The organism is Heyndrickxia camelliae, assembly GCF_002844575.1.
Lineage (GTDB): Bacteria > Bacillota > Bacilli > Bacillales > Bacillaceae_C > Margalitia > Margalitia camelliae.
In genome coordinates this window covers 143,551-169,839 of the sequence record NZ_PIQO01000010.1, presented here as the reverse complement: position 1 = coordinate 169,839, position 26,289 = coordinate 143,551, and the positions used below count along the sequence as shown (strand labels likewise).

Below are 26,289 nucleotides of genomic sequence, written 5' to 3'. Positions count from 1 at the left end.
GTTTCGTTCTGTTCAGTTTTCAAAGACCAATTTCTAACGGCGCTCTGTGACAGCGACTTTATTATCTTATCAAAGCATTTCTTTCTTGTCAATACTTTTTTTATTTTCTTCGCCGCTGCTTTTTTCTTAACATCTCGCAGCGACGTTTATAAATATACCAAGAATTAAGTTAACCGTCAATACATAAATTAATATTTTACGATAATTTTTTTGAAACACAGTAATGACGGTGGTAAATATCGTATCCTTTCGTTTGAATTCTTACTTCATCAATGAAGTGTTTATCTAATAAAAACTCTAACAGCATACTTAAATCCACATCATAATGTTCTAATTCAGGATGAGAAATAAGATCTTGAATCGTCCATTCATCTTTTGTCTTCATAATTTCAAGCAAATGAGATGCACCGAAACGGGTTCTGGAATGGATTAAAAACTCACTCGCTATAAATAGAAGTTCTAATCTCTTTTCTAAAGGCTCATCACTTGTAACTAATTCTTCGTAAAGCTTAAATATCTCTGGTTCCATTTGTTTTACTTGATTCCAAACGGTGATTTCAGGATGAAAGCCTTTTTCTATCACTGCAAGGCGTGCCAAATGATGTAGGGAATGAGCTACATGATTATAAGCATCTAAATACTGTTTATTATCAAAGAATGACTTTCCTTCCATGTACCTGCGCACAAGCTTGGCAAACTCCAAGCCTATCTTCACTTTTCGATTGTAAAAAGGAAAATCTTGCAGTTCATTTCGCAAATTACTCATGTATTCATTTCGATCAAAAAGGATTTTCCCATGCACAATCCACTCTACTATTTTCCGATTTGTTCCCAGCAGCAGCCATTCTCGCAATTGATCTTCGCTCACAATATGAAGTGAGGCTTTTTTATCCTCATATGTATAGTGCTTAATATAAACTGGTGTCTCACTATCTTTTACTACAATTAATAGAACGGCATCAAAGGTATCCGTAACTGCACTTGTGTTCTGTACTTTTTCAATAATTAATACACCCAGTGTATTCGTTTGACTAGCTCTTTCCTGATAAATCGGTCGAAGGATGTCCTCCATTTTTAATTCCTCCAAAAATTCTTTTTTAGAAGCTTTTCGTATTCACTATATAATGTATGGAACAAGTTTTAATTTCCATTTGTTTCAATACCATTCGTCTTGTAATCATTTTGTGAGGTTTTTATTCTTAATTTCCATTACAAAACATTTTCATGTTTGTTTTATACTTCGACAATGATAATAAATTTCCTGCAAATTATAAAGTACTAATTATGTCCAATTTGTTAGTCTACATCTACCATTATTTATGATATAGTAACATTTAGGAGGGACATGCATGGCAAAATACTCTAGTAAAATCAATAAGATTCGCACTTTTGCGTTAAGTTTGATATTTGTTGGATTTATCATCATGTATTTTGGGATCTTCTTTAGAACTCATTTCCTTGTAATGTCTATATTTATGATTTTTGGCTTATTGGCAATCATCGCTAGTACTGTCGTCTATTTTTGGATTGGGATGTTGTCTACAAGAGCGGTGCAGGTTGTTTGTCCAAATTGCAAAAAACCGACCAAGATATTAGGACGTGTCGATATGTGTATGCATTGTAATGAGCCATTAACCCTTGATCCAAACCTAGAAGGAAAAGAATTTGATGAGAATTACAATCGAAAATCCCAAACGACTAAACTTTAGACAATAATACTTTAACAAACTTAACTTTTTCTAAAAACAAAAAAGAATGGCTTCGAGTCTCGACTCGAACCATTCTTTTTTAATGCACATTTTGTTTCTTCATGCAATCCGGACATGTTCCGTAAATTTCCATGCGATGGTGACTCACTTTAAATCCTGTAACATGTGAAGCAAGTTGCTCTACTTCATCCAGTCCAGGATAGTGGAAGTCTACAATCTTGCCACAATCTTCGCAGATAATGTGATAATGATTTGATGTGACAAAATCAAATCGGCTTGATGAATCTCCATATGTTAGTTCCTTCACTAGTCCAACCTCGCGAAATACTCGCAAGTTATTATATACGGTAGCTACACTCATATTGGGGAATTTTCCCTCAAGCGCCTTATAAATTTCATCCGCAGTAGGATGTGACATTGATTGAATTAAATACTCTAATATCGCATGACGTTGAGGAGTGATTCTAACACCCGTTTCTTTTAACGTTTCAATGGCCTCTTTCATTTGATGTTCAGACACCGTCATGCACCTCTTTCCTAAAAAGAATTTATTATTACTTTATAATATCTATAAATAGTGTACTAAGATATAGGCGTTTCTGTCAATGTTTTCACGATTGGTGAAGGGTTTTTTCATTTTCATTTAGACGCATATTTACATAACGCGCTGCAACGAATAAGAAATCAGACAGACGATTTAAGTATGAAAGGACAACCGGGTTCACATCTTCCAGTGAGACCGCACATCTCTCTGCTCTACGGACAACCGTTCTAGCGAAATGCAATCCTGCACCGGTTGGATGTCCGCCAGGCAGAATAAAATTATTTAACGGCGGCAGTTCAGAGTCCCATTTATCTATAGTATGCTCTAATTCTTCAATATCTTCTTGTTTTATTTTCCACTTCACTTCTTTATTGGAGGGAGTCGATAATTCTGCTCCAACATGGAAAAGTGCTGTTTGCACTTTATGAAACACATCCTCGACTTCCTTCTTTTCCGAAAAATCCTCCTGCTTTAAAAAGCTTAACGCCTGACCAATCGCTGAATTGGCTTCATCACAAGTTCCATAAGCTTCCACACGAATATCATTCTTTGCGATTCTTGTTCCATAGACTAATGAAGTAGTCCCCTTATCACCGGTTTTTGTATAGATTTTCATATTAATACCCCTTTTCAATATTGATCACGTTCAAATAATCTTCTTGTTTCTTAGTATATGTACGAAGGTTATGCTTTAATATTTCAAATGCTCTTGGAAGATAAAGTTTTGAATGACTGGAAACATGCGGAGTAATCGTTACGTTCTCTAAATCCCATAGTGGATGTTCTGCTGGTAACGGTTCTTCTTCCAGTACATCTAATATCGCATGGGCAATCATCTTTTCTTGCAGCACTTCCATTAGCACTTCTGTTTTAACAGCATTTCCTCTTCCGATATTAATAAAAACAGCTGTGTTTTTCATTTTTTCAAAATGGTGCTTGTGGTAAATATGCTTTGTTTCCGATGTGCTAGGCAAAATATTGATGACATAATCAGCAGCTGATAAGCCAGTAATAAACGATTCCAAAGTTAGCATTTCATCAAAATACTGTCTATCTTCCCCACCCTTATTCACACCAATGGTTTGCATTCCAAATACTTTGCCTAACCTAGCTATTTCACCGCCGATAGCACCAGCGCCAACAATCAACATGGTTTGTCCGGATAGTTCAAAAATTGGAAGAGCTTGGTTCCATAAATGTTCCTGTTGTTGCTTTTTGAAAACAGGAAACTGTTTGGCATGTTGGAGCATGAGACCAAAAGTAAACTCTGCCATTGGAATTTTATGAATACCACGCGCATTAGTAACCAGAATCCCCTTGTTTTTAATTGCGTTGAACGGCATTTTTTCTAGACCAGCCGATGTTACCATTATCCATTTTAGCTTATTGGCAATTTCAATATGTTTTTCCGTTAAATCTTCTCCATATGTGACGATCACCTCAGCATTTTGAATTTCCTTTTCCGCTTGCTCTATTTCCGGACAAAAAGAAAAATCTTCATCAGGAAAACTTTTTATCAAGTCTTGTTTCAATTCTTCTGGCGGTATAAAAGTAAAAAGCGTTTTCATATTGTTCTCCATTTCATCCATTTTTGCTTTAATTGTACCACTTATATAATTGTGTGAAAATTGGACCATTCTTTTTATCGCATAAAAAAGGGGCCGAATGATTCGACCCTAAAAAAGACTATCTGAGGAGGTATGCCCTACTATACTGTATGTGCGATGCCATATTTGGAGTGGACAAATGCCGCTATATTCTTAAAATAGGCATTAACTTAAGAAAGATTTTCCTTTATAAAGGCAAACGCTTCTTGAACATGACCATCCACTTTAACCTTCCGCCATTCTTTCGCGAGGTTTCCTTGTTTATCAATTATGAAGGTACTTCTTTCTATTCCCATATACTCTTTTCCAAAATTCTTCTTCAACTTCCATACTCCGTATTCTTCTGCAACCTTATGATCCACGTCAGCTAATAAAATAAAAGGTAAGCTATATTTATCAATAAATTTTTCGTGTGATTTTAGCTCATCTGGACTAACGCCTAGAATAACGGCATCTAAATCCGAAAATTCTTGATATGCGTCACGGAAGTCACAAGCCTCTGTAGTGCAACCTGGTGTCATATCCTTTGGGTAAAAATACAATACTATATGTTTTTTGCCGGCGAAATCAGACAGTTTTACAATCTCGCCATTACTTGCATGCAATGCAAAATCAGGTGCTTTTGCTCCTACTTCAATTGCCATGATTGTTCAACTCCTTGTTTAAATCAATTCCTCATTATTACGAAATGGAATATTCATCTTTCCCTTTAGCTTATCGAAATGCCGTGTCTAACGCAAACTTTCTACTTTTTAATAGTTGCCTGATCATAATCCAGCACACTCTTCACTACAAATGCCGCTGGAATGGTATAGCCAATTAATGCCTCGATAATGACGATTACTCGCCCAATCCCAATTGGGACTACATCCCCAAATCCAACCGAAAACAGTGTGACCGCGCTTAAATATAGCGTTGTATATAATTTATGAAAATAGGATCCAGACAACTGCGCTCCATGGTCAATTATGATATTAAGCCCTTTGATTTCAAGCAATAAATATATGAGGCCAAATCCAATCATTAGTACACAATAGGCAAAAGCCAGAAACAGGAAATTATCAAAGGAGATTTGCTTTCCTTTTAATTTATGAGAAAAAAACAAAGTTCGCAGACTCATACAAATACACAAAATGACTAGTACAATGAGGAGATTATACATAATAGAGGCTCCTTTTGTTTGTTGCTTTATCACTCATTAGTCTGATGTACAGGTGAATAGGTGAACGAGCTTTATTCTGGATGGAACATATACCCATCAGACACTATGCAGAAAACTGCTTGTCAGTCTATTTTATGGTTAGGTTGAATATATTTATGAATAAAACTTTATTGGACACTGTTTTCTTAAAGGACTAAAATGGAGAATGGATTTAACTATTGGAGGTATATATATGAATTTTACAAAGTCCGAACATTTACATAGCGAAGCATTGGAGCACATCGTTGGAGGTGTGAACAGCCCTTCAAGATCTTACAAAGCAGTCGGCGGCGGTTCACCGGTAGCAATGAAGAAGGCGCAAGGTGCATACTTCTGGGATGTGGATGATAACAAATATATTGATTATCTAGCAGCATATGGTCCGATCATTACCGGACATGCGCATCCACATATTACAGAGGCAATCAAAAATGCAGCTGAAAACGGCGTTTTATACGGAACACCTACCCCTTTTGAAGTAAAATTTGCCAAAATGCTGAAAGAAGCAATGCCTGCATTAGATAAGGTACGTTTTGTAAATTCCGGTACGGAAGCAGTTATGACAACCATTCGTGTAGCAAGAGCCTATACGGGACGCGACAAAATCATTAAATTTGAGGGCTGTTATCATGGTCATTCTGATCTTGTTCTCGTCGCAGCAGGTTCAGGACCTTCTCAACTTGGTATGCCCGATTCAGCAGGAGTAACAAAAAATATTGCCAAGGAAGTTATTACCGTTCCTTTCAATGATATTGAACCATTCAAAGAGGCTTTAAATACATGGGGAAATGAAATAGCAGCTGTACTTGTCGAGCCGATTGTCGGCAACTTTGGAATTGTCGAACCGAATCCAGGATTCTTAGAACAAATAAACGAGCTAGCCCATGATGCTGGCGCGCTGGTTATTTACGATGAAGTTATTACAGCCTTTCGCTTTATGTATGGCGGTGCTCAAAACTTACTTGGGGTTACACCAGATTTAACCGCTATGGGTAAAATTATTGGCGGTGGTTTACCAATTGGTGCTTATGGCGGCCGTAAAGAAATTATGGAAAAAGTCGCTCCGATGGGGCCAGCATACCAAGCTGGTACGATGGCAGGAAACCCTGCATCCATGTTAGCTGGTATTGCATGCCTAGAGGTTTTAAAAGAAGAAGGTGTATATGAAAAACTAGATTCCCTTGGGGCAATGCTAGAAGAAGGAATCTTAGCAGCTGCTAGGAAGTATAACACACCGATAACTATAAACCGCCTTAAAGGTGCTTTAACCGTTTATTTCACAAACGAAAAGGTAGAGAATTATAAACAAGCAGAAGCAACTGATGGAGAAATGTTCGCAAAGTTCTTCAAGTTAATGCTTCACCAAGGAATTAATCTTGCTCCTTCCAAATATGAAGCATGGTTTATTACCACTGCACATACAGAAGAAGATATAAAAGAAACAATTACGGCAGTGGATTACGCATTTTCACAGCTATAATAATAAGGAAAAACCTAAAAGCATCCACATGCTTTTAGGTTTTTTTATGTTCCAGGAATACTTCTCCCTTTCTCCACATATCATTCTTTATCCTCCAAACATGGACAAAGATTATCTTTTTACAAAATTTATAGTACTTGGGTATGATATTAATGAAATGATGAAAATTTTCTCTTGATATTCTCACTTTTCCAATGTATATTACGTAGATGTTGCATATGAAAAACAAGAGTATCTAATTATGGAAAGTACAACAAAAAGTCACACTACTTTCTTTTTCTAAAAACGAAATAATAAAATACTTAATGATCATTAAAGGGGATATACGGAGTTATGAAGCTTGGAGCCCGCATATTTAAAACGGGAATAGCGATTGTACTGGCTTTATTTTTGGCAAGAATACTGCATATGCCTAATGCAGTATTTGCTGGGATCGCGGCTATTTTCGCGATAAAACCAACTATTTATCGATCTTATTTATCGATTATTGAACAGCTTCAAGGAAACCTAATTGGAGCAATAGTTGGGGTTGTATTAGTAATGGTGTTCAATAATAATGTGCTTATTGTTGGACTTGGCGCGATTATTACCATCATCATTATGTTAAGACTTAAGCTTGAAAATAATGTTAGCCTAGGTCTCGTTACAATGATAGCCTTAATGGAAACACCAGGCGAGCATTTCTTACAATTCGCCGGAATTCGTTTTTCCACTCTATTACTTGGAATTTTATCGTCGTTTATCGTAAATTTAATTTTCCTACCGCCAAAATACGAAACAAAATTATATAACAGCATTACAAATGTGACGGAAGATGTTCTAAGATGGATACGATTAACGAGTCGCCATGCAGCGGAACATCAACTTTTAAAGAAAGATATTAACGTACTAAAAGAAAGACTGCTAAGGGTCAATGAATTTTTGTCGATGTATAAAGAAGAGCGCAGCTATTTCAGAAGATCTACGATTGATAAACAACGAAAAGCAGTTGTTTATCGGCAAATGGTCACTCTTTTGCAAAGTAGCTTCGATATTTTAAAAATTCTTCATCGTTATGAACAGGATTTGCGACAACTTCCTGAATCAGTAAATGAGCATCTGCAAGAATTACTTGATGCTATTATGAACGATCATGAAAAGTTAATATTGAAATTTCTAGGAAAAATCCGGAAAGACTCAGAAATCGAATCCGTTCAGCTTTTGGAGGAACAAAGGAATGAATTAATGGAGCTTTTCCTGGAAGAAATTGAAGCAGAACACTTCCCATCCCAAGTACAAAAATTCCATTTTATGCGTCTTTTATCCGCTATTGTGGAATATCAAGAACAATTGCAGCATTTCGAAAAAATACTAGACAGTTTCCAATCCTTTCACAAAGATAAAAACGAAGTGACGGTGGAGGAAATAAACGAAGATTAAGCCGGCAAACGATTTGCCGGCTTTTAGTTTAGGATAATTTCAATTTGCGTGATTCCATTGTTTTGCACAAATGAGAATCGGTCTAATTCTATTCTATGCGTCCAATTGTTGAACCTGAAACAAATCAAAGTAATGGCCATGTTTTGCCATTAGCTCTTCATGAGTACCCATTTCCACAATTTTTCCATGTTCAATCAGTATAATGCGATCTGCATGTGTGATGGTTGATAAACGATGTGCAACAATGAAGGTCGTTCGATCTTTCGCCAGCTTATCAAGCGCTTCTTGGATGAGATGCTCACTTTCTAAATCTAATGCAGATGTCGCTTCATCCAATACTAATATTGGCGGGTTTTTCAAAAACACTCTCGCAATTGCAATTCGTTGCTTTTGACCACCAGACAGCTTCACGCCGCGTTCTCCAACTTGTGTATCATATCCATTTGGTAAATTCAAAATAAAATCATGTGCATTTGCAGCCTTAGCCGCTTCATATACTTCTTCTTCTGTTGCACCAGGTTTCCCTAATAGGATATTCGCTTTGATGGATTCGCTGAAAAGAATGCTATCCTGAAGCACCATTCCGATTTTATCTCGAAGGCTTCTTACCTTGAAGTTACGGATATCAGTACCATCCAGTAAAATAGCTCCCTCTGTAACATCATAGAACCGAGGAATTAAACTGACTAGAGACGATTTTCCACCTCCGCTCATCCCTACTAATGCGACGGTTTCGCCTACATTAATATCCAAATCAATATCTTTTAAAACAGGGGCTTCCTTTTGATCATAGGCAAAACTAACATGATCAAACTTAATATTTCCCACTACATTTTTGCATTCGATTGCATCTGGTCGATCATCGATATCATATTTTTGATCGATTAGTTCAAAAACCCTATCCATTGATGCAAATGCTTGTGTTAAGGTGGTTCCGGAATTCACTAATCGACGTAATGGACTGTACAAATTATCAATATAAGCAATAAATGCTGCCATCGTACCTACTGTTAAATTCCCGTGGATAACCTGATAACCGGCATAGCCGATGATGATCAATGGTGCAACATCCGTAATCGTATTTACAACAGCAAAAGATTTTGCCGTCCATCGTGTATGAGACAAGGCTTTTTCCAGAAAGTTAGAATTGCGTTTGCTGAATTGCTTTTGCTCATGATCTTCGATAGCAAAGCTTTTAATGACCGCCATCCCTTGTACTCTCTCATGCAAATAACCTTGAACCTCTGCTAACGCCTGGGAACGATTGCGTGTCAGTTTTCGAAGATTACCGAAGAAATATTTTACCGATACAATATAGAACGGGAAAACAATTAAGGAAACGAGCGTCAGTTTTACATCCATATTAAACATGATACAAATTGCAATGATGATGGTAGAGGTATCTAACCAAACATTCATCAGACCAGTAATAACAAAGTCTTTCGTTTGTTCAACATCATTAATCACTCTCGAGATAACTTCTCCGCCTCGTGTATTGGCGTAATATTTAAAGCTCAGCTTTTGCAAATGTGTGAATAAACGATCACGAATATCATACAAAATTTTGCTTGCGGTCCATTGCGCAAAATATTGGCGGAAATATTCTACAGGCGGACGTGCAAAAATGAATATCGCAAACATAATAGATAACCAAAAAGTGAGCTTCGATGTTTTCTCATGCACACTAAGCGAATGGCTGCCAATGACATCATCAATGACATATTTAATAAATAAAGGAATAAGTAATGGAATAACAAATTTTATAATGCCGATGATAAAAGTACCAACGATTTGAAACTTATATGGTTTTACAAATTTTAAATACCTTTTAATACTTCCCACTTTAACCCTCCAAAAATTTTTGACCATTATATTTTACCCCAAAAATAAAAAGCACTACTAGAATAGTGCTCCTCTTCAGGGTTATTTTCTTCTTATTAAGAGCGGTATGTCAAATATCTCTCATACCAAATATCAATAAAATCTGGAGAAAACGGGCCTTTTCGTTGTCTGATCCAGCGAACAAGGTTGTCCACATTTCGCTTTAAAATATGATCAATGACATCTGGATACCCCATTTGTTTCCGATGATATTCATATTCATCCTCATCTAATAGAGTATATGTCATATCTGGAAAAACTTTAATATCCAAATCATAATCAATATATTTTAGTGCCTCACTATCGTACACAAATGGTGAACCAAGATTACAATAATAATAAATACCATCTTCCCGAATCATTCCAATAATATTAAACCAATGATCAGTATGAAAGTAACAAATAGCAGGTTCACGAGTAACCCAAGTTCTTCCGTCAGATTCTGTCACAATGGTTCGGTCATTCCCACCGATAACGAGAGATTTTGTTCCCTTTAGAACCGTTGTTTCATCCCATATTCTGTGAATGAAACCATTATGCTTATAGCTATGAATTTGAATGGTTTCTCCTTCCGTGGGAATCCTCATTATTCTCCCTTCCTTCGTCGTAGTCTTATGAATAGTCCATACATCCTTTCTGTCTAAATTTACTGTTTATCCATTAATTGCCAATAAAAATATGTATATACCGTTACGAAAAATATTTTTCTTATTATTATAACGGTTTTTTGGAAAATTTAAAACAAAAAGAGAGTGACCAATATCTCTGTCACCCTCATGCAAAAATTTTGGATTCCTGATATGTGCGGATCACTTCATCTGTCTGTGATTCAAATACTTTTTGAATTTTTCGCAGTTCATTTTTCATATCGGCTATTTCATTTTTTAAACTTTCAAGCTCCGCCTCTTCTTGTAATTCCACAAGCTGTGTCTCCAGCTCCTGGCATCTCTCAATTTCCGATTGTAAATATAGTAATTGCTCCATTGTTTTCATCTGTTCAGAAATGATTTGATTGAAGTCACTCATATGGGCACCATCCTTTTTCAATACTTAGTCATTGCTGTTTTTTCATTTACAAGGCATTCCAACACAAATGCATATAAGATTAAGAAATGAGTCTTACTATTATGTAATTCTGCTTAAAGAAAAGAATCCCTTTGACTAGTTCTGTCGCTTTCCATGTGCTTTTGTCGAAAACAAATACGCGGACTTGCTGCGTTTTTTCCAAAAACACAAAGCTAGTTGCACCTATATTTGAAGGATACACATTCCACTATTGACCTACTCTTACATAAAAATACGCGCTGTTGCTGCAATCCCCGAATATATTGGCAGAACTGTTACTCTCACTATTCACTAATAAACAAAGAATAAGGGACATCCACGATTAGGATGCCCCTTTTTTGTATTATTGTTGACCAGCGTTGCCTGAATTTTGAGCTTTGCGAGATTCAGATTGTTGGTTAGCTTTTCTTACAGATTGCACATCTGTTTCGCTACCGAACTCAGTTCCGAAAGAACCTTGAGATCCTTGTGCAGATTGTGCGTTTTGTTGTCTTACTTCTTGAGCGTTAGTTCCTGCTTGAGTTTTGTTGAATTGCTTTGCCATCATTATCACCTCCACGGTCTTTAATGTAACCAATCGGGAAGGTTGTTATGTAATATTTGAAAAAAAATTTATTGGAACGTTTCCATATGTCTGATTTACCCCATACTTTTCACCTTCAATGAATAACAAACATTCCGTCAATGAACACTATGGATATTCGAACATAGAAGGAGTGTATTAAATGGAAGATATTCGTGATATGACACAGTTGTCTATGATGTCCAAAACAGAATGGACAGATGAAGAACTTTCCTACTTTCATCATTCCCTGCAGCAAATAGCGCCCTATTTAAACTCGGAAGGACAAACTATTCATCGAGAAATAATCGAAGAAATTACCCATCGAGGATAACAAAATAATCAAAAAGAAACACGGACCACTAAGCGGCCGTGTTTCTTTCACATTTGAAATCGATATAACCGATCATAAAAGGATTTTAAAAATTGATATAAAGTCTGTTCGGATGGAGCAAGTTCTCTTTTCTTCGGTGTTATCACCCCAACTGCTCTGAAAAACTCAGGACCAGCAATCTCTACCGCAACCACATCTTTCGGAACATTATATGATAAGGCTAATTCCGGCAAAATGGCAATCCCTATGCCAGCAGCCACAAGACCTTTTATCGTATCCATATCTTCGCCTTCAAATGCGATTTCCGGAACAAACCCAGCCTTTTGACAGGCTTTAAAAATCATCTCGCGGATTGGCAGTCCACTCCGAAAAGTGACAAACCTTTCTTGTTCAAGTTGATTAAGTCTTATTGTTTTTTGTTTTGCCAGTTCATGATTCTCGGGTAGCAGTAATAACATTTTTTCCGTAAAAAATATGTCTCCACCAACACTGGAATGGTCCGTTGGCACAGGTGCTACAAAAGCAATATCAATCTCGCCCTTTTCCATTAATTCGATTAAATAGGGAGTTGTTCCTTGTAACAATTGAAAATGTAATTTTGGATGCAACTCTCGGAACTGGGTGAATACCATAGTAAAGGTATGAACGGATAATCCTGTGGAAAATCCTAAGCGAATGACCCCTTTCTCAGGATTTAAATATTCATCGATTTTTTCTTTTGTCTTTTCCACTTCCATTAAAATTTTTTCTACGTGCTCCAAAAAAACTTTTCCTATAGAGGTTAAGCGGACATTTCTTCCTTCTCTTAAAAACAATGTTACTCCCAGTTCTGCTTCCAATAAACTGATTTGTCTGCTGATGGCTGATTGAGCAACATGCAATTCATCCGCCGCTTTAGTAACATGTTCATTTTTTGCGACCTCGTTAAAGTAAATTAACTGTCTTAATTCCACGTTTATCACAACCATTCTCATTTTGAGATAATTTCGTTCTTAACTATATATTGTATAGATGAATCGTTTTAAAGTAAAATTTTTAATTATCAAACACTTCGGTATTCTTCAAATGGAAGGAATGTTAGCTTATGAAAACGTTTCGTTCTCCTATAGAAACTAATGGTCTATATCGCAGAGAATTTGAACATGATGCCTGTGGTATCGGTTTTTATGCAGATATAAATGGTCGCCCATCACATGAAATAGTTTCGACTTCATTAGAAATGTTGAAACGCTTAGATCACCGCGCCGGGAAAAGTGCAGATAAATCCACTAGTGATGGGACAGGAATCATGTTGCAAATTCCCCATGAATTTTTTTCTTCCGTATGTCCATTTGCGCTTCCATCGCAAGGGGAATATGCAGTTGGGATGCTTTTTCTCCCACAAGACAATGTAATTAGTGAAAAAATACTTAATGACTTTTATACAGAATCAGTCAAACACAACCTATCTGTTTTCGGAGTCAGAGATGTCCCAGTTGCCTCCGAAATCATAAGTGAACAAGCAAAAAAAGCGGAGCCAATAATAAAGCAAATTTTCATCCAACAGGTCGAGCAAAAAATAGATGAATTTTCCTCACAATTATATTCCTTAAGAAAAGCGTTGGAACAAAAATATAAATCGGAAATGTATATTCCTAGCTTATCAAATCGAACGATTGTTTATAAAGGGATGTTGCTTGCGGATGAATTATCCCTGTATTTCAAAGATTTAAGTGATGAACGATTTACATCATCCCTTGCACTAATCCATTCAAGATACAGCACCAACACATTTCCAAGCTGGGACAGAGCTCATCCTAATCGTGTTATCGCCCATAACGGTGAAATAAATACGATTAAAGGAAATATGAACTGGTTTAATGCTAGCAATTCATCTGGATTTGAAGTTATTAATCCAACGGGCAGTGATTCTGCCATCTTTGATAATGTCTTAGAATACTTGCTGCTTAAAGGGGTCTCGCTGCCAAAAGCAATAATGATGATGGTACCGGAGCCTTGGGAGCAAAATGATGAAATGCCTTTCTATTTAAAAGCGTTCTACGAATATCATAGTCAATGTATGGAACCTTGGGATGGTCCGATGGCTCTAGGTTTCACAGATGGAGTACAGGTAGGAGCTATCCTCGACAGAAATGGCTTACGACCTGGCCGTTATTATATTACGAGAAACGATAAGGTTATTTTCGCTTCTGAGGTCGGTGTGGTAGATGTAGAAAATGACATGATTTTAGAAAGAAAGCACTTAAAACCTGGCGAGTTATTATTAGTGGATACAGCACAAGGAAGAATTATTCCAAATGATGAAATAAAAAATACGATTAGTCTGGAAGAACCCTATCATAAATACTTAGAAGAGACGGTCCATGTTCTGCATGATGACAGTTCTGCTTTTACACCAACATATTCAAACAAAGAGCTGCTTTTCCAGCAAAAAGCATTTGGCTATACGTATGAAGAATTAATGAAGATGTTGAAGCCAATGGCCTTGGAAGGTAAAGAATCAACCGGTGCAATGGGTATCGATACACCGCTTGCGGTTCTTTCAGAAAGGCCGCAGCTGCTTTTCCATTATTTCAAGCAAGGATTTTCTCAAGTAACCAATCCACCCATTGATGCAATCAGAGAGGAATGTGTCATTTCCACCATTTCTTGGTTAGGAGAGAAAACGCATCCACTTCAAAAATACAACAAAGAGAAACAAAAACTGATGTTGCACCACCCGTTCTTAACTTTTTCACAGTTTAGGACTTTAACAAATTCCAGTTGGAACGCAGTAAAGATAGATATCCTTTTTCCTGCAGGAAGTGGAGAAAATGGATTAGCTTCAGCTTTAGAGAGAATTTTTTCACAGGTTGATCAAGCTATTCAAGCTGGAAATGAGTTAATTATTTTATCCGATCAAAAAATAGATGATCGACAGGTGGCGATCCCATCCTTGCTTGCAACATCAAGTGTCCATCATCATTTAATTAAAAATGGCAACCGTTCAAAGGCAAGTATTATTGTAGATACCGGTGAGGCACGCGACTCTCATCATATGGCTATGTTGCTAGGTTATGGCGCTGATGCTATACATCCATATCTTGCTTATGAAACCATCTACCAATTATGTGCAGAGCAACATATTACCTTAGACATGGAACAAGCGATGGCACATTATATACACGCCTTATTACAAGGTGTAATAAAAATCATGTCCAAGGTTGGTATTTCTGCCATCCAAAGTTATCGCGGCGCACAGGCTTTCGAAGCGTTGGGCATTTCACAGCAAGTTCTAGACCAATATTTTACTGGAACCGTATCGCAAATTGGCGGAATAGGGATATCCGAAATCGCCCGCGAAACATTAATGCGCCATCAAAAAGCAGTTGCTGAAATAGAGCAATACGACCAAACCTTAGACTCAGGAAGCGAATTACAGTGGCGTAAAGATGGGGAATTTCATCAATTTAACCCATTAAGCATCCATACACTGCAAAGAGCAGCTAGAACAAATAATAAAGATGTTTACAAAAAATTCGTCAGCATGAATGAAAACGGACCATTTACAACGATACGAAGTCTTTTAAAAATCGAAAGTGATCGCTCCCCTATCCCACTTGCTGAAGTAGAGCCAGTAGAAAACATTTTACGAAAGTTTAAAACCGGTGCGATGTCCTATGGTTCGCTTAGCAAAGAAGCGCATGAGGCATTAGCCATCGCGATGAACCGTATCGGCGGCAAAAGCAATAGCGGAGAAGGCGGCGAGGAAACAGAACGATTCCAAAGAGATGCAAATGGTGACTCCCGTAGAAGCGCCATTAAACAAGTTGCTTCCGGTAGATTCGGAGTAACAAGCCATTACTTAACCAATGCAGATGAAATTCAAATAAAGATGGCTCAAGGAGCAAAGCCTGGTGAAGGCGGGCAGCTGCCTGGTCAAAAGGTTTATCCATGGATTGCAGAGGTAAGAGGATCGACACCAGGTGTCGGATTAATTTCCCCTCCTCCCCATCATGATATATATTCTATCGAAGACCTTGCCCAATTAATATACGATTTAAAAAGCGCCAATCCAAATGCAAAAATTAGCGTAAAGCTTGTGGCAAAAGCAGGTGTAGGAACGATTGCAGCTGGTGTTGCGAAAGGTTTAGCAGACACTATCCTGATAAGCGGGCATGATGGCGGAACCGGTGCATCTCCAAGAACGAGCATCAAGCATACCGGCATTCCTTGGGAAATCGGATTATCAGAAGCACATCAAACCCTTGTACTAAATGGGTTGAGAGATAAGGTGACCCTAGAGGTGGATGGAAAGTTAATGACTGGAAAGGATGTCATAGTCGCAGCATGCTTTGGTGCACAAGAATATGGATTTGCAACTGCTCCACTAGTTGTTCTTGGATGCATCATGATGAGAGCATGTCATCTGGATACATGTCCGGTTGGAATTGCTACGCAAAATCCTTTACTGCGTGAAAAATTTGCCGGAAGCCCTGATCATATCGTGAACTATATGTATTTTATTGCCGAAGAGGTCCGAGAAATATTAGCGGAATGCGGATTTCGGAGTCTGGATGAAATCGTGGGTCACACAAATTTATTAAAAGTAAAAGATGAAGTGACTTCCCATTGGAAAGCAAAGCATCTTGATTTGAGCGATCTCTTATGCAAACTGTCTAATAATATTTCACATCATCCAGTACAGGATCATGAGTTAGAAAAACGCTTTGATCAACGTGTCTTAATTCCAATACTGAAAACTGCGATTGTGAATAGAGAAAAAGCCTCTTTGCACTTTGATATTCACAATAGAGATCGTTCTGTCGGCACTAGTTTAGGAAATCTTATTTCAAAACAATACGGTGCGGATGGCCTACCTGAAGACCATATTCAACTACACTTAAAAGGCTCTGCCGGACAAAGCCTTGGTGCTTTTATCCCGAAAGGTTTGTCCATCACCTTAGAAGGCGATGCAAATGATTATGTAGGAAAGGGTCTGTCCGGAGGCAAGCTGATAGTAAAGCCATTTAACAATTGGAGCATCCCACAAGCAGATGCTATTATTGGAAATACTGCTCTGTTCGGTGCAACTTCTGGTGAAGCATATATTCGCGGTGTTGCCGGTCAGCGATTTGCTGTTCGAAACAGTGGTGTAAAAGCTGTTGTCGAAGGTGTTGGAGACCATGGCTGTGAATATATGACTGGCGGCAGAATAGCAATCCTAGGACCAATCGGCAAAAACTTTGCTGCAGGAATGTCCGGAGGAATTGCTTATATCTTTAATGGGTTTACTGCCAACGAAGATGTCCTTCCTCATATCAACCAAGAACTAGTCGCTATTGAACAGGTCACATTCGAAAATGAATGGATCGAACTGCATCAAATGATTACAAAACATTGCTACTATACTGGCAGTCCAAAGGCTAAAACGATACTAAAACATTGGAAACAACTCAAAAAACAATTTATTAAAATTATTCCTCGAGAATATAAAACGATGACCGAGACGATTGATGATTTGCAAAATCGAGGATTATCGTACGAGGAAGCAAGACTTTCCGCTTTTACTATGAAAAAAGAAGGAAAGATTCTGGAAAACCTGTACGAAATAGAAGCACTTTCATCTGCTTTACAAGATAGTCAATCTATATAGCCAAGGGAAATCGGCATGTGCCGATTTCTTGTCAAAAATTGCGTGGGAGTGAATGTTATGGGACACTTGACAGGATTTATCGATATCCAAAGAGAAAACCCTGCTGAACAGCATCCATTAGAGAGAATTAACCATTGGCAAGAGTATCAAAAACCCCTAACAGAAGAAGCCATTAAATTACAAGCTTCCCGCTGTATGGATTGCGGAACACCTTTTTGTCAAATCGGGTCCATCATTCAATCCAATACTAGTGGTTGTCCTTTATATAATTTAATACCGGAATGGAATGAGCTCGCCTACCAAGGAAAATGGTTCGAAGCTTATCAGCGCTTGGCTAAAACCAATAATTTCCCTGAGTTTACTTCGAGAGCATGCCCTGCTCCATGCGAAGGATCCTGTACTGCCGGTTTGCCGGGACAGCCTGTTGCCATCAAAAATATTGAAAAAGCCATCATTGATCGCGCTTTTCAAGAAGGCTGGGTAAAAGTGAAACACCCAGTGAAAAAAACCTCCAAAAGAGTAGCGATAATAGGCTCAGGTCCTGCCGGGCTAACTGCAGCTGATGATTTAAATCAGCATGGTCACCGTGTTACTGTTTATGAAAAAGATGATCGTTTTGGCGGTCTGCTTATGTACGGGATACCTAACATGAAGATTGATAAAAAATATGTAGAACGAAGAATTGAGTTGCTGAGCAAGGAAGGTATCGTATTTAAAGGAAATATGAACATCGGAGTGGATATATCCTTAAAAGATTTAAAAAAGGAATATGATGCTGTTCTAATTTGTACCGGTGCCGATAAGCCACGTGAACTTCCTATAGACGGGAGACAATTAAAAGGCATTTATCCTGCAATGGAATATCTAAAGGAAAGTACGAAGCATTATCTAAATAAGCAATATAGTCCCAGCATATCTGCTAAAGGAAAAAAAGTAATTGTAATTGGCGGTGGTGATACTGGTGCAGACTGTGTGGCTACGGCGATTCGTCAAGGTTGTAAAAGTGTAATACAGTTCGGAAAGCATGGCAAGCTCCCAATGACTCGTTCCGAAGCGAATCCATGGCCGGAGAATCCACAGATATTTACGTTAGATTATGCTTATGAAGAAGCACAAAGCAAGTTTGGTATGGACCCTAGACAATACTTCATCCAAACAAAAGCATTTATTGGCGATGAAGATGGAAATGTGAAGAGCTTAGAAACCACTTCTTTGCGAGATGATCAATCTGAAAGCCGTTATTGGGATGCGGATTTAGTGCTAATTGCTATCGGTTTTGAAGGAGTTGAATCCTCCCTATTTCCTGCCATTGAGAAAAAACAAAACAAAATCTCCGCAAATGATGTTGATTTTAAAACAAATCATGACGGCATCTATGCTGCAGGCGATGCAAGACGTGGACAAAGTCTAATCGTTTGGGCAATGCAAGAAGGAAAAAAAGCCGCTAAGGAGATAAATGATTATCTTAGTAAGCTACAATAAATAGCAGGCATTTCACAGCCTGCTACTTTTATATCATTTGTTGATACTCTTTCCATATTTTCTGGTGGGATACAGGAAAAGCATACTCTCCTAGTTCTTCTGCTGTTACTAATTTTAAGGTCGAGGTTTCTTGTACTTTTCCTACCATTTCACCTGCAAATACTTCAATTTCCCATGTTAAGTGAGAAAATACATGATCAATTTTCGCAAAAGAGCTTGTCCGTATTTCCGTTTCTATTTTGTATTCATCTAAAAGGAAATCTTCTAATACTCGTCTTGGATGGAAAAGTTGGCTTTTCTCTATATTTGGAAACTCCCATAAATCTGCTAAAAGGCCCTTATTTGGTCTTTTATGTATAAGGATTTTTCCTTCTTTATTTACTATAAGCCCCGCAACAAGATCGACATGTTTTACACTTTTCTTCCTGGTTTTCACTGGCAGCTCCGTCTGGGTTCCTTCTTCAAAGGCATGACAATGCTCCCGAACAGGACAAAGCAAGCAGGAAGGGGAAGTTGGAGTACAAATTAATGCACCCAGTTCCATCAGGGCCTGATTAAAATAAGAAGGATTTTCTTTTGAAATCAACAAACGCACAGCTTCTTCAAATACTTTTCTAGTAGAAGGTTTTGCAATATCTTCCCAAATAGAGAGTATCCTCGACAGTACACGCATGACATTGCCGTCAACTGCAGGCTCTGGCTTACCATAAGCAATGCTTAATATCGCTCCGGCTGTATATGGTCCTACCCCTTTAAGGCTTGATATACCTTTTGGAGTATCAGGAACTTTACTCTCGTATTTTTCTTTTACCTCCTTTACAGCTGAGTGGAGATTTCGGACACGGGAATAATAGCCTAAACCTTCCCATGCTTTTAATACCTTTTCTTCATCTGCTGTCGCAAGCTCATCTATCGAGGGAAATTGCTCGATAAAATTTAAGAAATACGGAATAACGGTATCTACCTTTGTTTGCTGCAGCATAATTTCCGATACCCAGACTTTATACGGATCCTGATCCTTTCTCCAAGGAAGATCCCTTTGTTCTCTCTCAAACCAACTTATTAAATCATTTTGAAATGCTTTTATGTTCATATTTTCAATTATTTTTAAATTTTCGTTCATTAGGTTAAACCACTTTCTAAAAGGGAATATAATAAGGACAGGCTATTTGCGTACGGATTCCGCAGTCCTCAACAAAGGAAACACAGCGAGGTAGTCCCCGAACAAGTAAATTAGCACTTCAAATTTCAACTAAAATGGAAGTGTAGTTTTAACTGATATTGACTTAACGTGGGGAGGGCCGGAGATATCCGTAAGCCGATAGACGCTGTAGCTGGACAAGATTAAATATGCCAAATAATGTTTGTAAGTGAAAAATTTATTCTTTTAAATAAACTGGTCATTTTTATCAATTATAGTGATTTAACAGTTTATCTATTGCTTTTACACTGTTACTACCATATCATGTTTTAATAAAAGCGAAAAGTCATTGTTTTTAATGTTCTTTCGCACTATATGGGTGCATTTCTAAAATTTTCAAATGGATTTACAATTTATAAATACAGAATTGTACGCTGCATTTTAAGAAAAGAGCCTACTGGAAAGTTCTCTTTTACGCCTTCTTAAGGAGGAAATAGGATTGGATACAGGAACACACCTAGTTATGGGGTTCGCCCTAGGAGGATTAGCCACCTTAGACCCCGTCGTTGCCGGAGACGCTGTTAATTCCCATGGTGTCCTATTGGCAACTATCATTGGCTCACAAATACCTGATATTGATACTGCTTTAAAATTTAAAAATAATGCCGTTTATATACGAAATCATCGAGGGGTAACCCATTCTATACCTGCGGTTATCTTATGGCCGCTGCTCGTTACTTTAATGGTTCATCTTTTTTTCCCTGGAGCTAACATGCTCCACCTATGGATTTGGTCATTTGTTGCCGTATTTCTCCATGTTTTTGTGGATATTTTTAATGCTTATGGAACCCAAGCAGTACGGCCATTGTCTATGAAGTGGGTGGCGTTTGGAATGATTAACACATTTGACCCATTTATTTTCTGTATACATGTTGTCGGACTTATATTATGGGGATTTGGGTTGCACCCCGGATATACCTTTTTAACCATGTATATTATTATCTTCTTTTATTATTTATTTCGATTCTATGAACAAAGATCGGTTAGAAAAGCGGTAAAAGAGAAAATCCCTGATGCAAAGAAGATTATTATTGCTTCGACTATGCGTTTTTACAAATGGAGAGTAGTCGTAGAGACCGAAGACAGCTTCTATGTGGGGAAAGCAGAAAAACGTCAAATTACCATTTTGGATACGTATAAAAAGATCCCTGTCCCACAAACGCCGGAAATTGAAGCTGCGAAAAAAGATAAAAATCTGTCCGCTTTCTTATCCTTCTCCCCGATTTTCCGATGGGAGGTTAAGGAGAGAAACGATCAATCCTTTGAAGTACGCTTTATTGATTTACGATATCGCAGTAAAGGACATTATCCTTTTGTGGCTATAGTGCAATTAGACTCCGATTTATCGATTACCGGTTCCTATACAGGATGGATATATAATAATGAAAAATTAAGAAAAAAATTGGATATTGCTCCACATTAGCTTCCAGCTATTTCATCCGTTTCTTTCTTATATGTTCAGGCAAAGTCAGACATAATATGAATACGTGAAGAACTTCTTTCACGCAAAATGGACTCACACATATAGGAGGAACTTTGATGCGCAATAAAGCAAAAGGTTTTCCATATGGTCATGATAATAAATTCGAAGGTGAACCAAGAGCAAAGGCCGAATTTGCCTCTAGACGAGCAGACGGAACCATTAATACTCATCCGCAAGAGCGAATGCATGCTTCTGGAGATCGCAAATCCGATTCCATTTAATTTGTTAACTTCATTATTTTAGAACAATCTTAAAATAAGCAACGCTGCAGCTAACTTTCGGATTAAAAAAAATCCGGACCTACTAGTTAGGTACTGTTAGCGCAATTAAAATAAAGAGCCATAAGGCTCTTTATTTTAATGCTTTTAAAAGGGAAATAGGCAGTGCTTCTTGCTCTTTTCCTCCGCTCATTCGATATCCCCAGGCAAAAACACCTTTTAAATAATCTACTTTAAAATAAGCACCTGGATCACCTTCAATTTGATATACTTCTCCAGCTTGAAAATCCTTTGGATTTAATAAATATGCTTTTGCCATCGTTATTTTCCGTTCCAATACAGCATATTCATTCACAATTCCAAGCTGCTCCGCTTTTCTAGCTTTTTCCGTTAATTGAGCAATTTCTTGTTTTAATTCAAACTCTGACATCGAACTATATCTTTTTTCTGTTTCCATTATATCAACTTTACCACCTTAATTTTGTTAAACGAATTTGTGAGTTCTTTTACCTAAAATTTAAAACATACACTCATTTTAACATTATATTTCCTTTTCGTTTAGAAATCTTTCTATCTGCTCTATTGGAAAACCTTTACGGTATAAAGCTTGTTTGACTTTTTGCTGATACTCATATCCTTGTAAGTGCTGATATTTTCTATGGACTTTGGACCAGTGATTTTCTAAAATCGCGAGTTCGTCTTTCTCATCCTTTTCTATTGTAATCTGTTCCATTGCTTCTCGGATAATCTCTATTGTGTACCCTTTCCTAATTAAGGCTTGCTCCACTTTTTGCCGCAACAATCTTTCCGGTACTTTTTTATTTTGTTTCACTGTCTTTTCCACAAGAGCAATTGCGGAACTTAAGACATGGTCCTCTTTAAACTCCAAAAGCGATGTTTCAATCATTTCATTACTTATCCCTTTATTTTTCAATTCTAATTTAATGACCTCTGGACCCTTCTTGGTCGTATTCATTTGCGTCCGTACATAGGCTATTGCAAATTCCAAGTCATTTAAATAGTTCAATTTGTACAACGTATGAAGGACTTCTTTAATGATTTCTTCATTAAAATCCTTTTTCTTCAAGTGCTCCTTCACTTCCTTTTCCGATCTCATCCGGTAAGAAAGGTATTGAATGGCACTGTTAACACCCTTTCTAATCTCATCCTGGTATTGAATTTCCGTTAAGTCTAATGAAGATAATTCCTTCCCTTTCCTTAACTGAAACCTTGTCAGTACATCCTCATCTACACTAAAAGCATAGGTTCCATCAAGATAAATATTATAGCGGTCGGATACGTTTTTTTGAACGGTTATTTTTGTTATGATTGGCATCTTTATCTCAACTTTCTTTAATTCAATGAATGAAAAATATTTAACTCTATTTTAGCATTTTAGATTATCCCTCACAGTATTTTTACCTAAATTAAGGAAATAATAGTAAAGAAACTATACCCGAAAGGATGAGAAAAATGCCAAAAGATAAAAAGGTTAAAACAAAAAGCAATCTTTCCAGTATGCAGGCAGTTACCTATTCCCGTGAATTTCGTAAAGCAGATCGTGCAGGAGGATTTTTAGATAACCGTAAATAACTTCCTGTTTTATTACGGGTTGATATGCACATTCTATCTATGAACGGATATTTCCGTACTCCCATTATGCGAAAGGGGATTAACTTCATGGGTCGCATGCATAACAGCCACAAAACACGTGATAAAAACAAACAGACACTTCCACAGGTTCCTAAAAATATGAAATCAGATGGAAAAGATGTAGAATTCTCTCGAGAATTAGCGGATCAAGCTGATTTAGAAGCACAAGCTCGCGCTAACGCAGCTAATCAGCGTGTACAAATGAGAAACAAACGTAAAAAATAATTTAACGGGCAGTGGTTCCTATAAACGGCTTAGTGGGAGCCTCTGCCCTTTTTCATGGATTGATGGATAATGCATTGATTATATGAGAAAAAGTAAAATTTCAGCAAAAATCATTATGTGATGATTTCTTTTTACATAGATGATAAAAATTGCAAAATAGGATAAAATTGATAATTAGAAGGGAGATGATTAATAATTTTACTATCTTTATAAACTTAAAAATAACATTTAATGAAGTTGAACCTAATATGCAAATGCAGTATCACCACCAGAAGATATTCATGGCATGTATGCCTTATGTCCAGGAACCTTCTAATTTTGTTGCATATCTTAGAAATACTCCGTCCAAAAACATACTTAATGAAGCCAATGAGATAGATCATAATGATATCGCAGAAAGCACATTCTCCAATCAAGAACCATCTAATACTATATACGAAAGAAAAAAACAAAATACTATTTTTCTATTCAAAGCAAAGAAAAAAGAATTTAGAAAACCAATCCTACAAGATCTTTCGCAGCTATAAACCCACCCCAGATTCTCTATAAATTGTTTTTACATCAAAGTTACCTTCACCTCAGATTGATAGGAAGCTCTATTACTTTTTGAACAAGTTAGTTAAGTATAAGTGGTAAAAGTCTTTAGCTATATGACTCCTTACAAATGGAAGCCGTTCAAAGACAGGAAAATTAAAGCGTATAGGTAGACTATTGCTCATAAAACCACATCCATTAAGTAGCACTTTATCACACGTGGTATTTTTTTAATGGGAGAAGCAAAAAAGGCAAGTGAAACAACAAAGCGCAAGATATGATAACTTTCCGAATAACTAATTAAAAAAATGGCATAAAATCCCTAAAAATTTCTTGAAGAAAAAAACATAATCTTTCATAATAGAACAAAACAATATAAAATGTCTCAAGTTCAAAATAAAAACAGAAGCAAAATGTGGTGAATTACACCAAAAATTTTCAAATTTCATTAAATTAGGACAAAAGAATTATTCCATTTTTCTGCATATTAGGATTATAATGTAAATATAGTAAAGCTAGGAGTTAAAAACTTATGAGCATTGGAACTCGAATCCGTTATTATCGTCTACAAAAGAAGCTGTCCTTGGAGGATTTAGCCAAAGATATCACTACTGTACCGTACCTTTCATCTATAGAAAACAACGAACATACTCCACCCATAGAATTATTAAGCCAACTTTGCGACAAACTAGAGATCCCATTCATGACATATCAAAATAATGAACTGGAATTGCTTTTTCAGGAATGGAACCGCTGTCTATTAATGAACGACACAGAAAACTCGGATGCTTGTTATAAGAAGATAACAGAGAAAATATCTGAAAGTAATGATATCTTTGCAGTGATGACCTATCATATTTACCTAATTCGATATCATCTGCTGCATAATGAGCTGGAAGAAGCGCAAGATATCATAAACTTTTTCATTCCTTTGCAAAATGATATGCCCGACATTTTAAAATACTCCTACCAAAAGTTTCGTGGTAATTATTACTATATAAAAGGGCAATATCTAGAGGCAGAACGTTTTTTTAAAGATGCTAAGAATTATTTAATTTCGGTGAAAGAGCTTTACAACCTTGAGAAGGCTGACCTATTCTACATGTATGGTCTTACACTCGGCCGCCTAACAAAAAATACTCTATCAATTTTTCATATGGAAGAAGCTTTATCACTCTTTCAGCAATCCTACCATATGAGGCGATGCACTGATTGCCATTTAATGCTTGGAGTAATATACCGCAGAATGCAGGACTACAAAGAGGCAGAGAAACATTATAATTTTGCTAGGCAACTTGCTTATTCGTTGGATTTTAAAGATATCAAAATAAAAGTAGAAAATAACTTGGGGTATTTAATGGCGGAGCAAGGTAAGTCCGAGGAAGCTATTGGTCACTATCTAAAAAGCTTTGGTCAAAGTGATTTTTCCATGACTGAAGATAAAATAAATACTATCATAAACATTATAAAAGAATATCACAAAATTGGGTTTAAAGAACAAGTAGAAAAGTGGCTACATGAAGGATTGGAATTACTGCATTCCAAAGAACAATATAGCGAAATATATAAAGAACAAATGATTGAATTGAAATTCTATCAATATACGGTAAATGATTATCCATCTGGCTTCGAATCATTTATTTTGAATGAGGCCATTCCATATTTTGAATCTATTAAAAGATATCAAAGAGTTGTACTTCTAGCAAAAACTCTCGGAGACTATTATCAAAAAAGAAATGAGTACAAATCTGCTGCTACATCTTTTGCTATTGCAAATTCAGCATATGAAAAAATTATTAATTTTTTAAGGAGGAATCCGAAATGAATTTGAAAAAAGCATTAGTTGGTGGTACCCTCGCATTTTCTTTGGCTGTAAGTGGTCTTGCTGTTGCAAGCGTAAAAGGTTTTTCGAATGCAGGAGAAGCAACTGGAGGTAAAAAGGTAAACTCTGTTTACAAAATTGCAGAAGGCGAAAGTTTTCCGCCAATCTTCCCTCCTGTTAAAACGAACTCAATTATTAAGGATAATGCTTGATAGAAAAAACGAAGCATGTCGG

General features: G+C 37.0%; 27 protein-coding genes. 13 read left to right on the top strand and 14 right to left on the bottom strand.

Annotated features, from left to right (window positions below; genetic code table 11):
- Positions 1 to 196: 196 nt before the first annotated feature.
- Positions 197 to 1,072 carry a nucleotidyltransferase-like protein gene (locus tag CWO92_RS14220; protein ID WP_101354873.1) on the bottom strand — a complete coding sequence of 292 codons (876 nt, stop codon included), beginning with the start codon at positions 1,070 to 1,072 and terminating at the stop codon, positions 197 to 199.
- Positions 1,073 to 1,349: 277 nt separating this feature from the next.
- Between CWO92_RS14220 and CWO92_RS14215 the strand changes: the two genes are divergently transcribed.
- Positions 1,350 to 1,709, top strand: coding sequence for a YgzB family protein (locus CWO92_RS14215; protein WP_101354872.1), 360 nt, complete (start codon positions 1,350 to 1,352; stop codon positions 1,707 to 1,709).
- 79 nt (positions 1,710 to 1,788) lie between these two features.
- Here CWO92_RS14215 and perR read toward each other — a convergent pair whose 3' ends face one another.
- The 5 genes from perR to CWO92_RS14190 all read right to left on the bottom strand — a co-directional run bounded on the left by perR (position 1,789) and on the right by CWO92_RS14190 (position 5,022).
- Entirely contained in the window at positions 1,789 to 2,235 is a 447-nt protein-coding gene (perR, locus tag CWO92_RS14210) for a peroxide-responsive transcriptional repressor PerR (protein ID WP_101354871.1), read from the bottom strand.
- An 85-nt stretch (positions 2,236 to 2,320) separates the two neighbouring features.
- Positions 2,321 to 2,869: a cob(I)yrinic acid a,c-diamide adenosyltransferase gene (locus CWO92_RS14205; RefSeq protein WP_101354870.1), complete on the bottom strand. Its 549-nt coding sequence runs from the start codon at positions 2,867 to 2,869 to the stop codon at positions 2,321 to 2,323.
- A gap of 1 nt (position 2,870) precedes the next feature.
- On the bottom strand, positions 2,871 to 3,821 hold the full coding sequence (locus CWO92_RS14200; RefSeq protein ID WP_101354869.1) for a D-2-hydroxyacid dehydrogenase: 951 nt from the start codon (positions 3,819 to 3,821) through the stop codon (positions 2,871 to 2,873).
- A gap of 209 nt (positions 3,822 to 4,030) precedes the next feature.
- A complete protein-coding gene (bcp, locus tag CWO92_RS14195) occupies positions 4,031 to 4,504 on the bottom strand; it encodes a thioredoxin-dependent thiol peroxidase (protein WP_101354868.1) in 474 nt (157 codons plus the stop codon).
- Between the two features lie 101 nt (positions 4,505 to 4,605).
- A complete protein-coding gene (locus tag CWO92_RS14190) occupies positions 4,606 to 5,022 on the bottom strand; it encodes an ion channel (protein WP_101354867.1) in 417 nt (138 codons plus the stop codon).
- Positions 5,023 to 5,254: 232 nt separating this feature from the next.
- On the opposite strand from CWO92_RS14190, the gene CWO92_RS14185 reads away from it, so the two are divergent.
- Together CWO92_RS14185 and CWO92_RS14180 are read left to right on the top strand one after the other, a co-directional pair.
- The gene (locus CWO92_RS14185) at positions 5,255 to 6,541 is read left to right on the top strand and encodes a glutamate-1-semialdehyde 2,1-aminomutase (protein ID WP_101354866.1); all 1,287 of its coding nucleotides are present in this window, start codon (positions 5,255 to 5,257) and stop codon (positions 6,539 to 6,541) included.
- 333 nt (positions 6,542 to 6,874) lie between these two features.
- Entirely contained in the window at positions 6,875 to 7,960 is a 1,086-nt protein-coding gene (locus CWO92_RS14180) for an FUSC family protein (RefSeq protein ID WP_101354865.1), read from the top strand.
- Between the two features lie 93 nt (positions 7,961 to 8,053).
- Here the strand turns inward: CWO92_RS14180 and CWO92_RS14175 are convergent, their stop codons facing one another.
- The 4 genes from CWO92_RS14175 to CWO92_RS14160 form a co-directional block, all read right to left on the bottom strand.
- Positions 8,054 to 9,802 (bottom strand): ABC transporter ATP-binding protein, encoded by a 1,749-nt coding sequence (locus tag CWO92_RS14175; RefSeq protein WP_101354864.1) that lies wholly within the window; start codon positions 9,800 to 9,802, stop codon positions 8,054 to 8,056.
- A 95-nt stretch (positions 9,803 to 9,897) separates the two neighbouring features.
- Entirely contained in the window at positions 9,898 to 10,428 is a 531-nt protein-coding gene (gene ntdP / locus CWO92_RS14170) for a nucleoside tri-diphosphate phosphatase (protein WP_101354863.1), read from the bottom strand.
- Positions 10,429 to 10,615: 187 nt separating this feature from the next.
- Positions 10,616 to 10,867: a YgaB family protein gene (locus CWO92_RS14165; RefSeq protein ID WP_101354862.1), complete on the bottom strand. Its 252-nt coding sequence runs from the start codon at positions 10,865 to 10,867 to the stop codon at positions 10,616 to 10,618.
- Positions 10,868 to 11,249: 382 nt separating this feature from the next.
- Positions 11,250 to 11,450 (bottom strand): gamma-type small acid-soluble spore protein, encoded by a 201-nt coding sequence (locus CWO92_RS14160; RefSeq protein WP_101354861.1) that lies wholly within the window; start codon positions 11,448 to 11,450, stop codon positions 11,250 to 11,252.
- Between the two features lie 181 nt (positions 11,451 to 11,631).
- Between CWO92_RS14160 and yfhS the strand changes: the two genes are divergently transcribed.
- Entirely contained in the window at positions 11,632 to 11,802 is a 171-nt protein-coding gene (gene yfhS / locus CWO92_RS25470) for a mother cell protein YfhS (protein ID WP_165786689.1), read from the top strand.
- A gap of 47 nt (positions 11,803 to 11,849) precedes the next feature.
- On the opposite strand, the gene gltC is transcribed toward yfhS, so the two are convergent.
- Positions 11,850 to 12,755, bottom strand: coding sequence for a glutamate biosynthesis transcriptional regulator GltC (gltC, locus tag CWO92_RS14155; RefSeq protein WP_165786688.1), 906 nt, complete (start codon positions 12,753 to 12,755; stop codon positions 11,850 to 11,852).
- A 131-nt stretch (positions 12,756 to 12,886) separates the two neighbouring features.
- On the opposite strand from gltC, the gene gltB reads away from it, so the two are divergent.
- Positions 12,887 to 17,437 (top strand): glutamate synthase large subunit, encoded by a 4,551-nt coding sequence (gltB, locus tag CWO92_RS14150; protein WP_101354859.1) that lies wholly within the window; start codon positions 12,887 to 12,889, stop codon positions 17,435 to 17,437.
- Positions 17,438 to 17,494: 57 nt separating this feature from the next.
- Positions 17,495 to 18,919 (top strand): glutamate synthase subunit beta, encoded by a 1,425-nt coding sequence (locus CWO92_RS14145; protein WP_101354858.1) that lies wholly within the window; start codon positions 17,495 to 17,497, stop codon positions 18,917 to 18,919.
- A 28-nt stretch (positions 18,920 to 18,947) separates the two neighbouring features.
- Here CWO92_RS14145 and mutY read toward each other — a convergent pair whose 3' ends face one another.
- Positions 18,948 to 20,042 (bottom strand): A/G-specific adenine glycosylase, encoded by a 1,095-nt coding sequence (gene mutY / locus CWO92_RS14140; protein ID WP_101354857.1) that lies wholly within the window; start codon positions 20,040 to 20,042, stop codon positions 18,948 to 18,950.
- A 517-nt stretch (positions 20,043 to 20,559) separates the two neighbouring features.
- Between mutY and CWO92_RS14135 the strand changes: the two genes are divergently transcribed.
- Both CWO92_RS14135 and CWO92_RS14130 read left to right on the top strand, forming a co-directional pair.
- A complete protein-coding gene (locus CWO92_RS14135; RefSeq protein ID WP_101354856.1) occupies positions 20,560 to 21,543 on the top strand; it encodes a metal-dependent hydrolase in 984 nt (327 codons plus the stop codon).
- Between the two features lie 116 nt (positions 21,544 to 21,659).
- Positions 21,660 to 21,824 (top strand): small, acid-soluble spore protein K, encoded by a 165-nt coding sequence (locus tag CWO92_RS14130; protein WP_101354855.1) that lies wholly within the window; start codon positions 21,660 to 21,662, stop codon positions 21,822 to 21,824.
- A 130-nt stretch (positions 21,825 to 21,954) separates the two neighbouring features.
- Here CWO92_RS14130 and CWO92_RS14125 read toward each other — a convergent pair whose 3' ends face one another.
- On the bottom strand, positions 21,955 to 22,278 hold the full coding sequence (locus CWO92_RS14125; RefSeq protein ID WP_101354854.1) for a YfhH family protein: 324 nt from the start codon (positions 22,276 to 22,278) through the stop codon (positions 21,955 to 21,957).
- A gap of 84 nt (positions 22,279 to 22,362) precedes the next feature.
- Entirely contained in the window at positions 22,363 to 23,157 is a 795-nt protein-coding gene (recX, locus tag CWO92_RS14120; protein WP_101354853.1) for a recombination regulator RecX, read from the bottom strand.
- Between the two features lie 137 nt (positions 23,158 to 23,294).
- On the opposite strand from recX, the gene CWO92_RS14115 reads away from it, so the two are divergent.
- From CWO92_RS14115 to CWO92_RS14095, 5 genes are all read left to right on the top strand, one after another.
- A complete protein-coding gene (locus CWO92_RS14115; protein ID WP_101354852.1) occupies positions 23,295 to 23,414 on the top strand; it encodes a YfhE family protein in 120 nt (39 codons plus the stop codon).
- Between the two features lie 87 nt (positions 23,415 to 23,501).
- The gene (locus CWO92_RS14110) at positions 23,502 to 23,699 is read left to right on the top strand and encodes a YfhD family protein (protein WP_101354851.1); all 198 of its coding nucleotides are present in this window, start codon (positions 23,502 to 23,504) and stop codon (positions 23,697 to 23,699) included.
- 185 nt (positions 23,700 to 23,884) lie between these two features.
- On the top strand, positions 23,885 to 24,226 hold the full coding sequence (locus CWO92_RS14105; RefSeq protein WP_101354850.1) for a hypothetical protein: 342 nt from the start codon (positions 23,885 to 23,887) through the stop codon (positions 24,224 to 24,226).
- A 539-nt stretch (positions 24,227 to 24,765) separates the two neighbouring features.
- Entirely contained in the window at positions 24,766 to 26,058 is a 1,293-nt protein-coding gene (locus tag CWO92_RS14100) for a helix-turn-helix transcriptional regulator (protein ID WP_101354849.1), read from the top strand.
- Positions 26,055 to 26,267 (top strand): hypothetical protein, encoded by a 213-nt coding sequence (locus CWO92_RS14095; protein ID WP_101354848.1) that lies wholly within the window; start codon positions 26,055 to 26,057, stop codon positions 26,265 to 26,267. Before CWO92_RS14100 ends, CWO92_RS14095 begins: the two co-directional genes overlap by 4 nt.
- Positions 26,268 to 26,289: the final 22 nt, after the last annotated feature.

Coding starts and splice junctions, on each gene's coding strand:
- CWO92_RS14145 (WP_101354858.1), top strand. CDS start 17,495: ATGGGACACTTGACAGGATTTATCGATATCCAAAGAGAAAACCCTGCT.
- CWO92_RS14095 (WP_101354848.1), top strand. CDS start 26,055: ATGAATTTGAAAAAAGCATTAGTTGGTGGTACCCTCGCATTTTCTTTG.
- CWO92_RS14105 (WP_101354850.1), top strand. CDS start 23,885: ATGATTAATAATTTTACTATCTTTATAAACTTAAAAATAACATTTAAT.
- yfhS (WP_165786689.1), top strand. CDS start 11,632: ATGGAAGATATTCGTGATATGACACAGTTGTCTATGATGTCCAAAACA.
- CWO92_RS14220 (WP_101354873.1), bottom strand. CDS start 1,072: ATGGAGGACATCCTTCGACCGATTTATCAGGAAAGAGCTAGTCAAACG.
- CWO92_RS14200 (WP_101354869.1), bottom strand. CDS start 3,821: ATGAAAACGCTTTTTACTTTTATACCGCCAGAAGAATTGAAACAAGAC.
- CWO92_RS14160 (WP_101354861.1), bottom strand. CDS start 11,450: ATGGCAAAGCAATTCAACAAAACTCAAGCAGGAACTAACGCTCAAGAA.
- CWO92_RS14215 (WP_101354872.1), top strand. CDS start 1,350: ATGGCAAAATACTCTAGTAAAATCAATAAGATTCGCACTTTTGCGTTA.
- bcp (WP_101354868.1), bottom strand. CDS start 4,504: ATGGCAATTGAAGTAGGAGCAAAAGCACCTGATTTTGCATTGCATGCA.
- gltB (WP_101354859.1), top strand. CDS start 12,887: ATGAAAACGTTTCGTTCTCCTATAGAAACTAATGGTCTATATCGCAGA.
- CWO92_RS14125 (WP_101354854.1), bottom strand. CDS start 22,278: ATGGAAACAGAAAAAAGATATAGTTCGATGTCAGAGTTTGAATTAAAA.
- mutY (WP_101354857.1), bottom strand. CDS start 20,042: ATGAACGAAAATTTAAAAATAATTGAAAATATGAACATAAAAGCATTT.
- CWO92_RS14100 (WP_101354849.1), top strand. CDS start 24,766: ATGAGCATTGGAACTCGAATCCGTTATTATCGTCTACAAAAGAAGCTG.
- CWO92_RS14110 (WP_101354851.1), top strand. CDS start 23,502: ATGGGTCGCATGCATAACAGCCACAAAACACGTGATAAAAACAAACAG.
- CWO92_RS14115 (WP_101354852.1), top strand. CDS start 23,295: ATGCCAAAAGATAAAAAGGTTAAAACAAAAAGCAATCTTTCCAGTATG.
- perR (WP_101354871.1), bottom strand. CDS start 2,235: ATGACGGTGTCTGAACATCAAATGAAAGAGGCCATTGAAACGTTAAAA.
- CWO92_RS14180 (WP_101354865.1), top strand. CDS start 6,875: ATGAAGCTTGGAGCCCGCATATTTAAAACGGGAATAGCGATTGTACTG.
- recX (WP_101354853.1), bottom strand. CDS start 23,157: ATGCCAATCATAACAAAAATAACCGTTCAAAAAAACGTATCCGACCGC.
- CWO92_RS14130 (WP_101354855.1), top strand. CDS start 21,660: ATGCGCAATAAAGCAAAAGGTTTTCCATATGGTCATGATAATAAATTC.
- CWO92_RS14205 (WP_101354870.1), bottom strand. CDS start 2,869: ATGAAAATCTATACAAAAACCGGTGATAAGGGGACTACTTCATTAGTC.
- ntdP (WP_101354863.1), bottom strand. CDS start 10,428: ATGAGGATTCCCACGGAAGGAGAAACCATTCAAATTCATAGCTATAAG.
- CWO92_RS14165 (WP_101354862.1), bottom strand. CDS start 10,867: ATGAGTGACTTCAATCAAATCATTTCTGAACAGATGAAAACAATGGAG.
- CWO92_RS14185 (WP_101354866.1), top strand. CDS start 5,255: ATGAATTTTACAAAGTCCGAACATTTACATAGCGAAGCATTGGAGCAC.
- CWO92_RS14190 (WP_101354867.1), bottom strand. CDS start 5,022: ATGTATAATCTCCTCATTGTACTAGTCATTTTGTGTATTTGTATGAGT.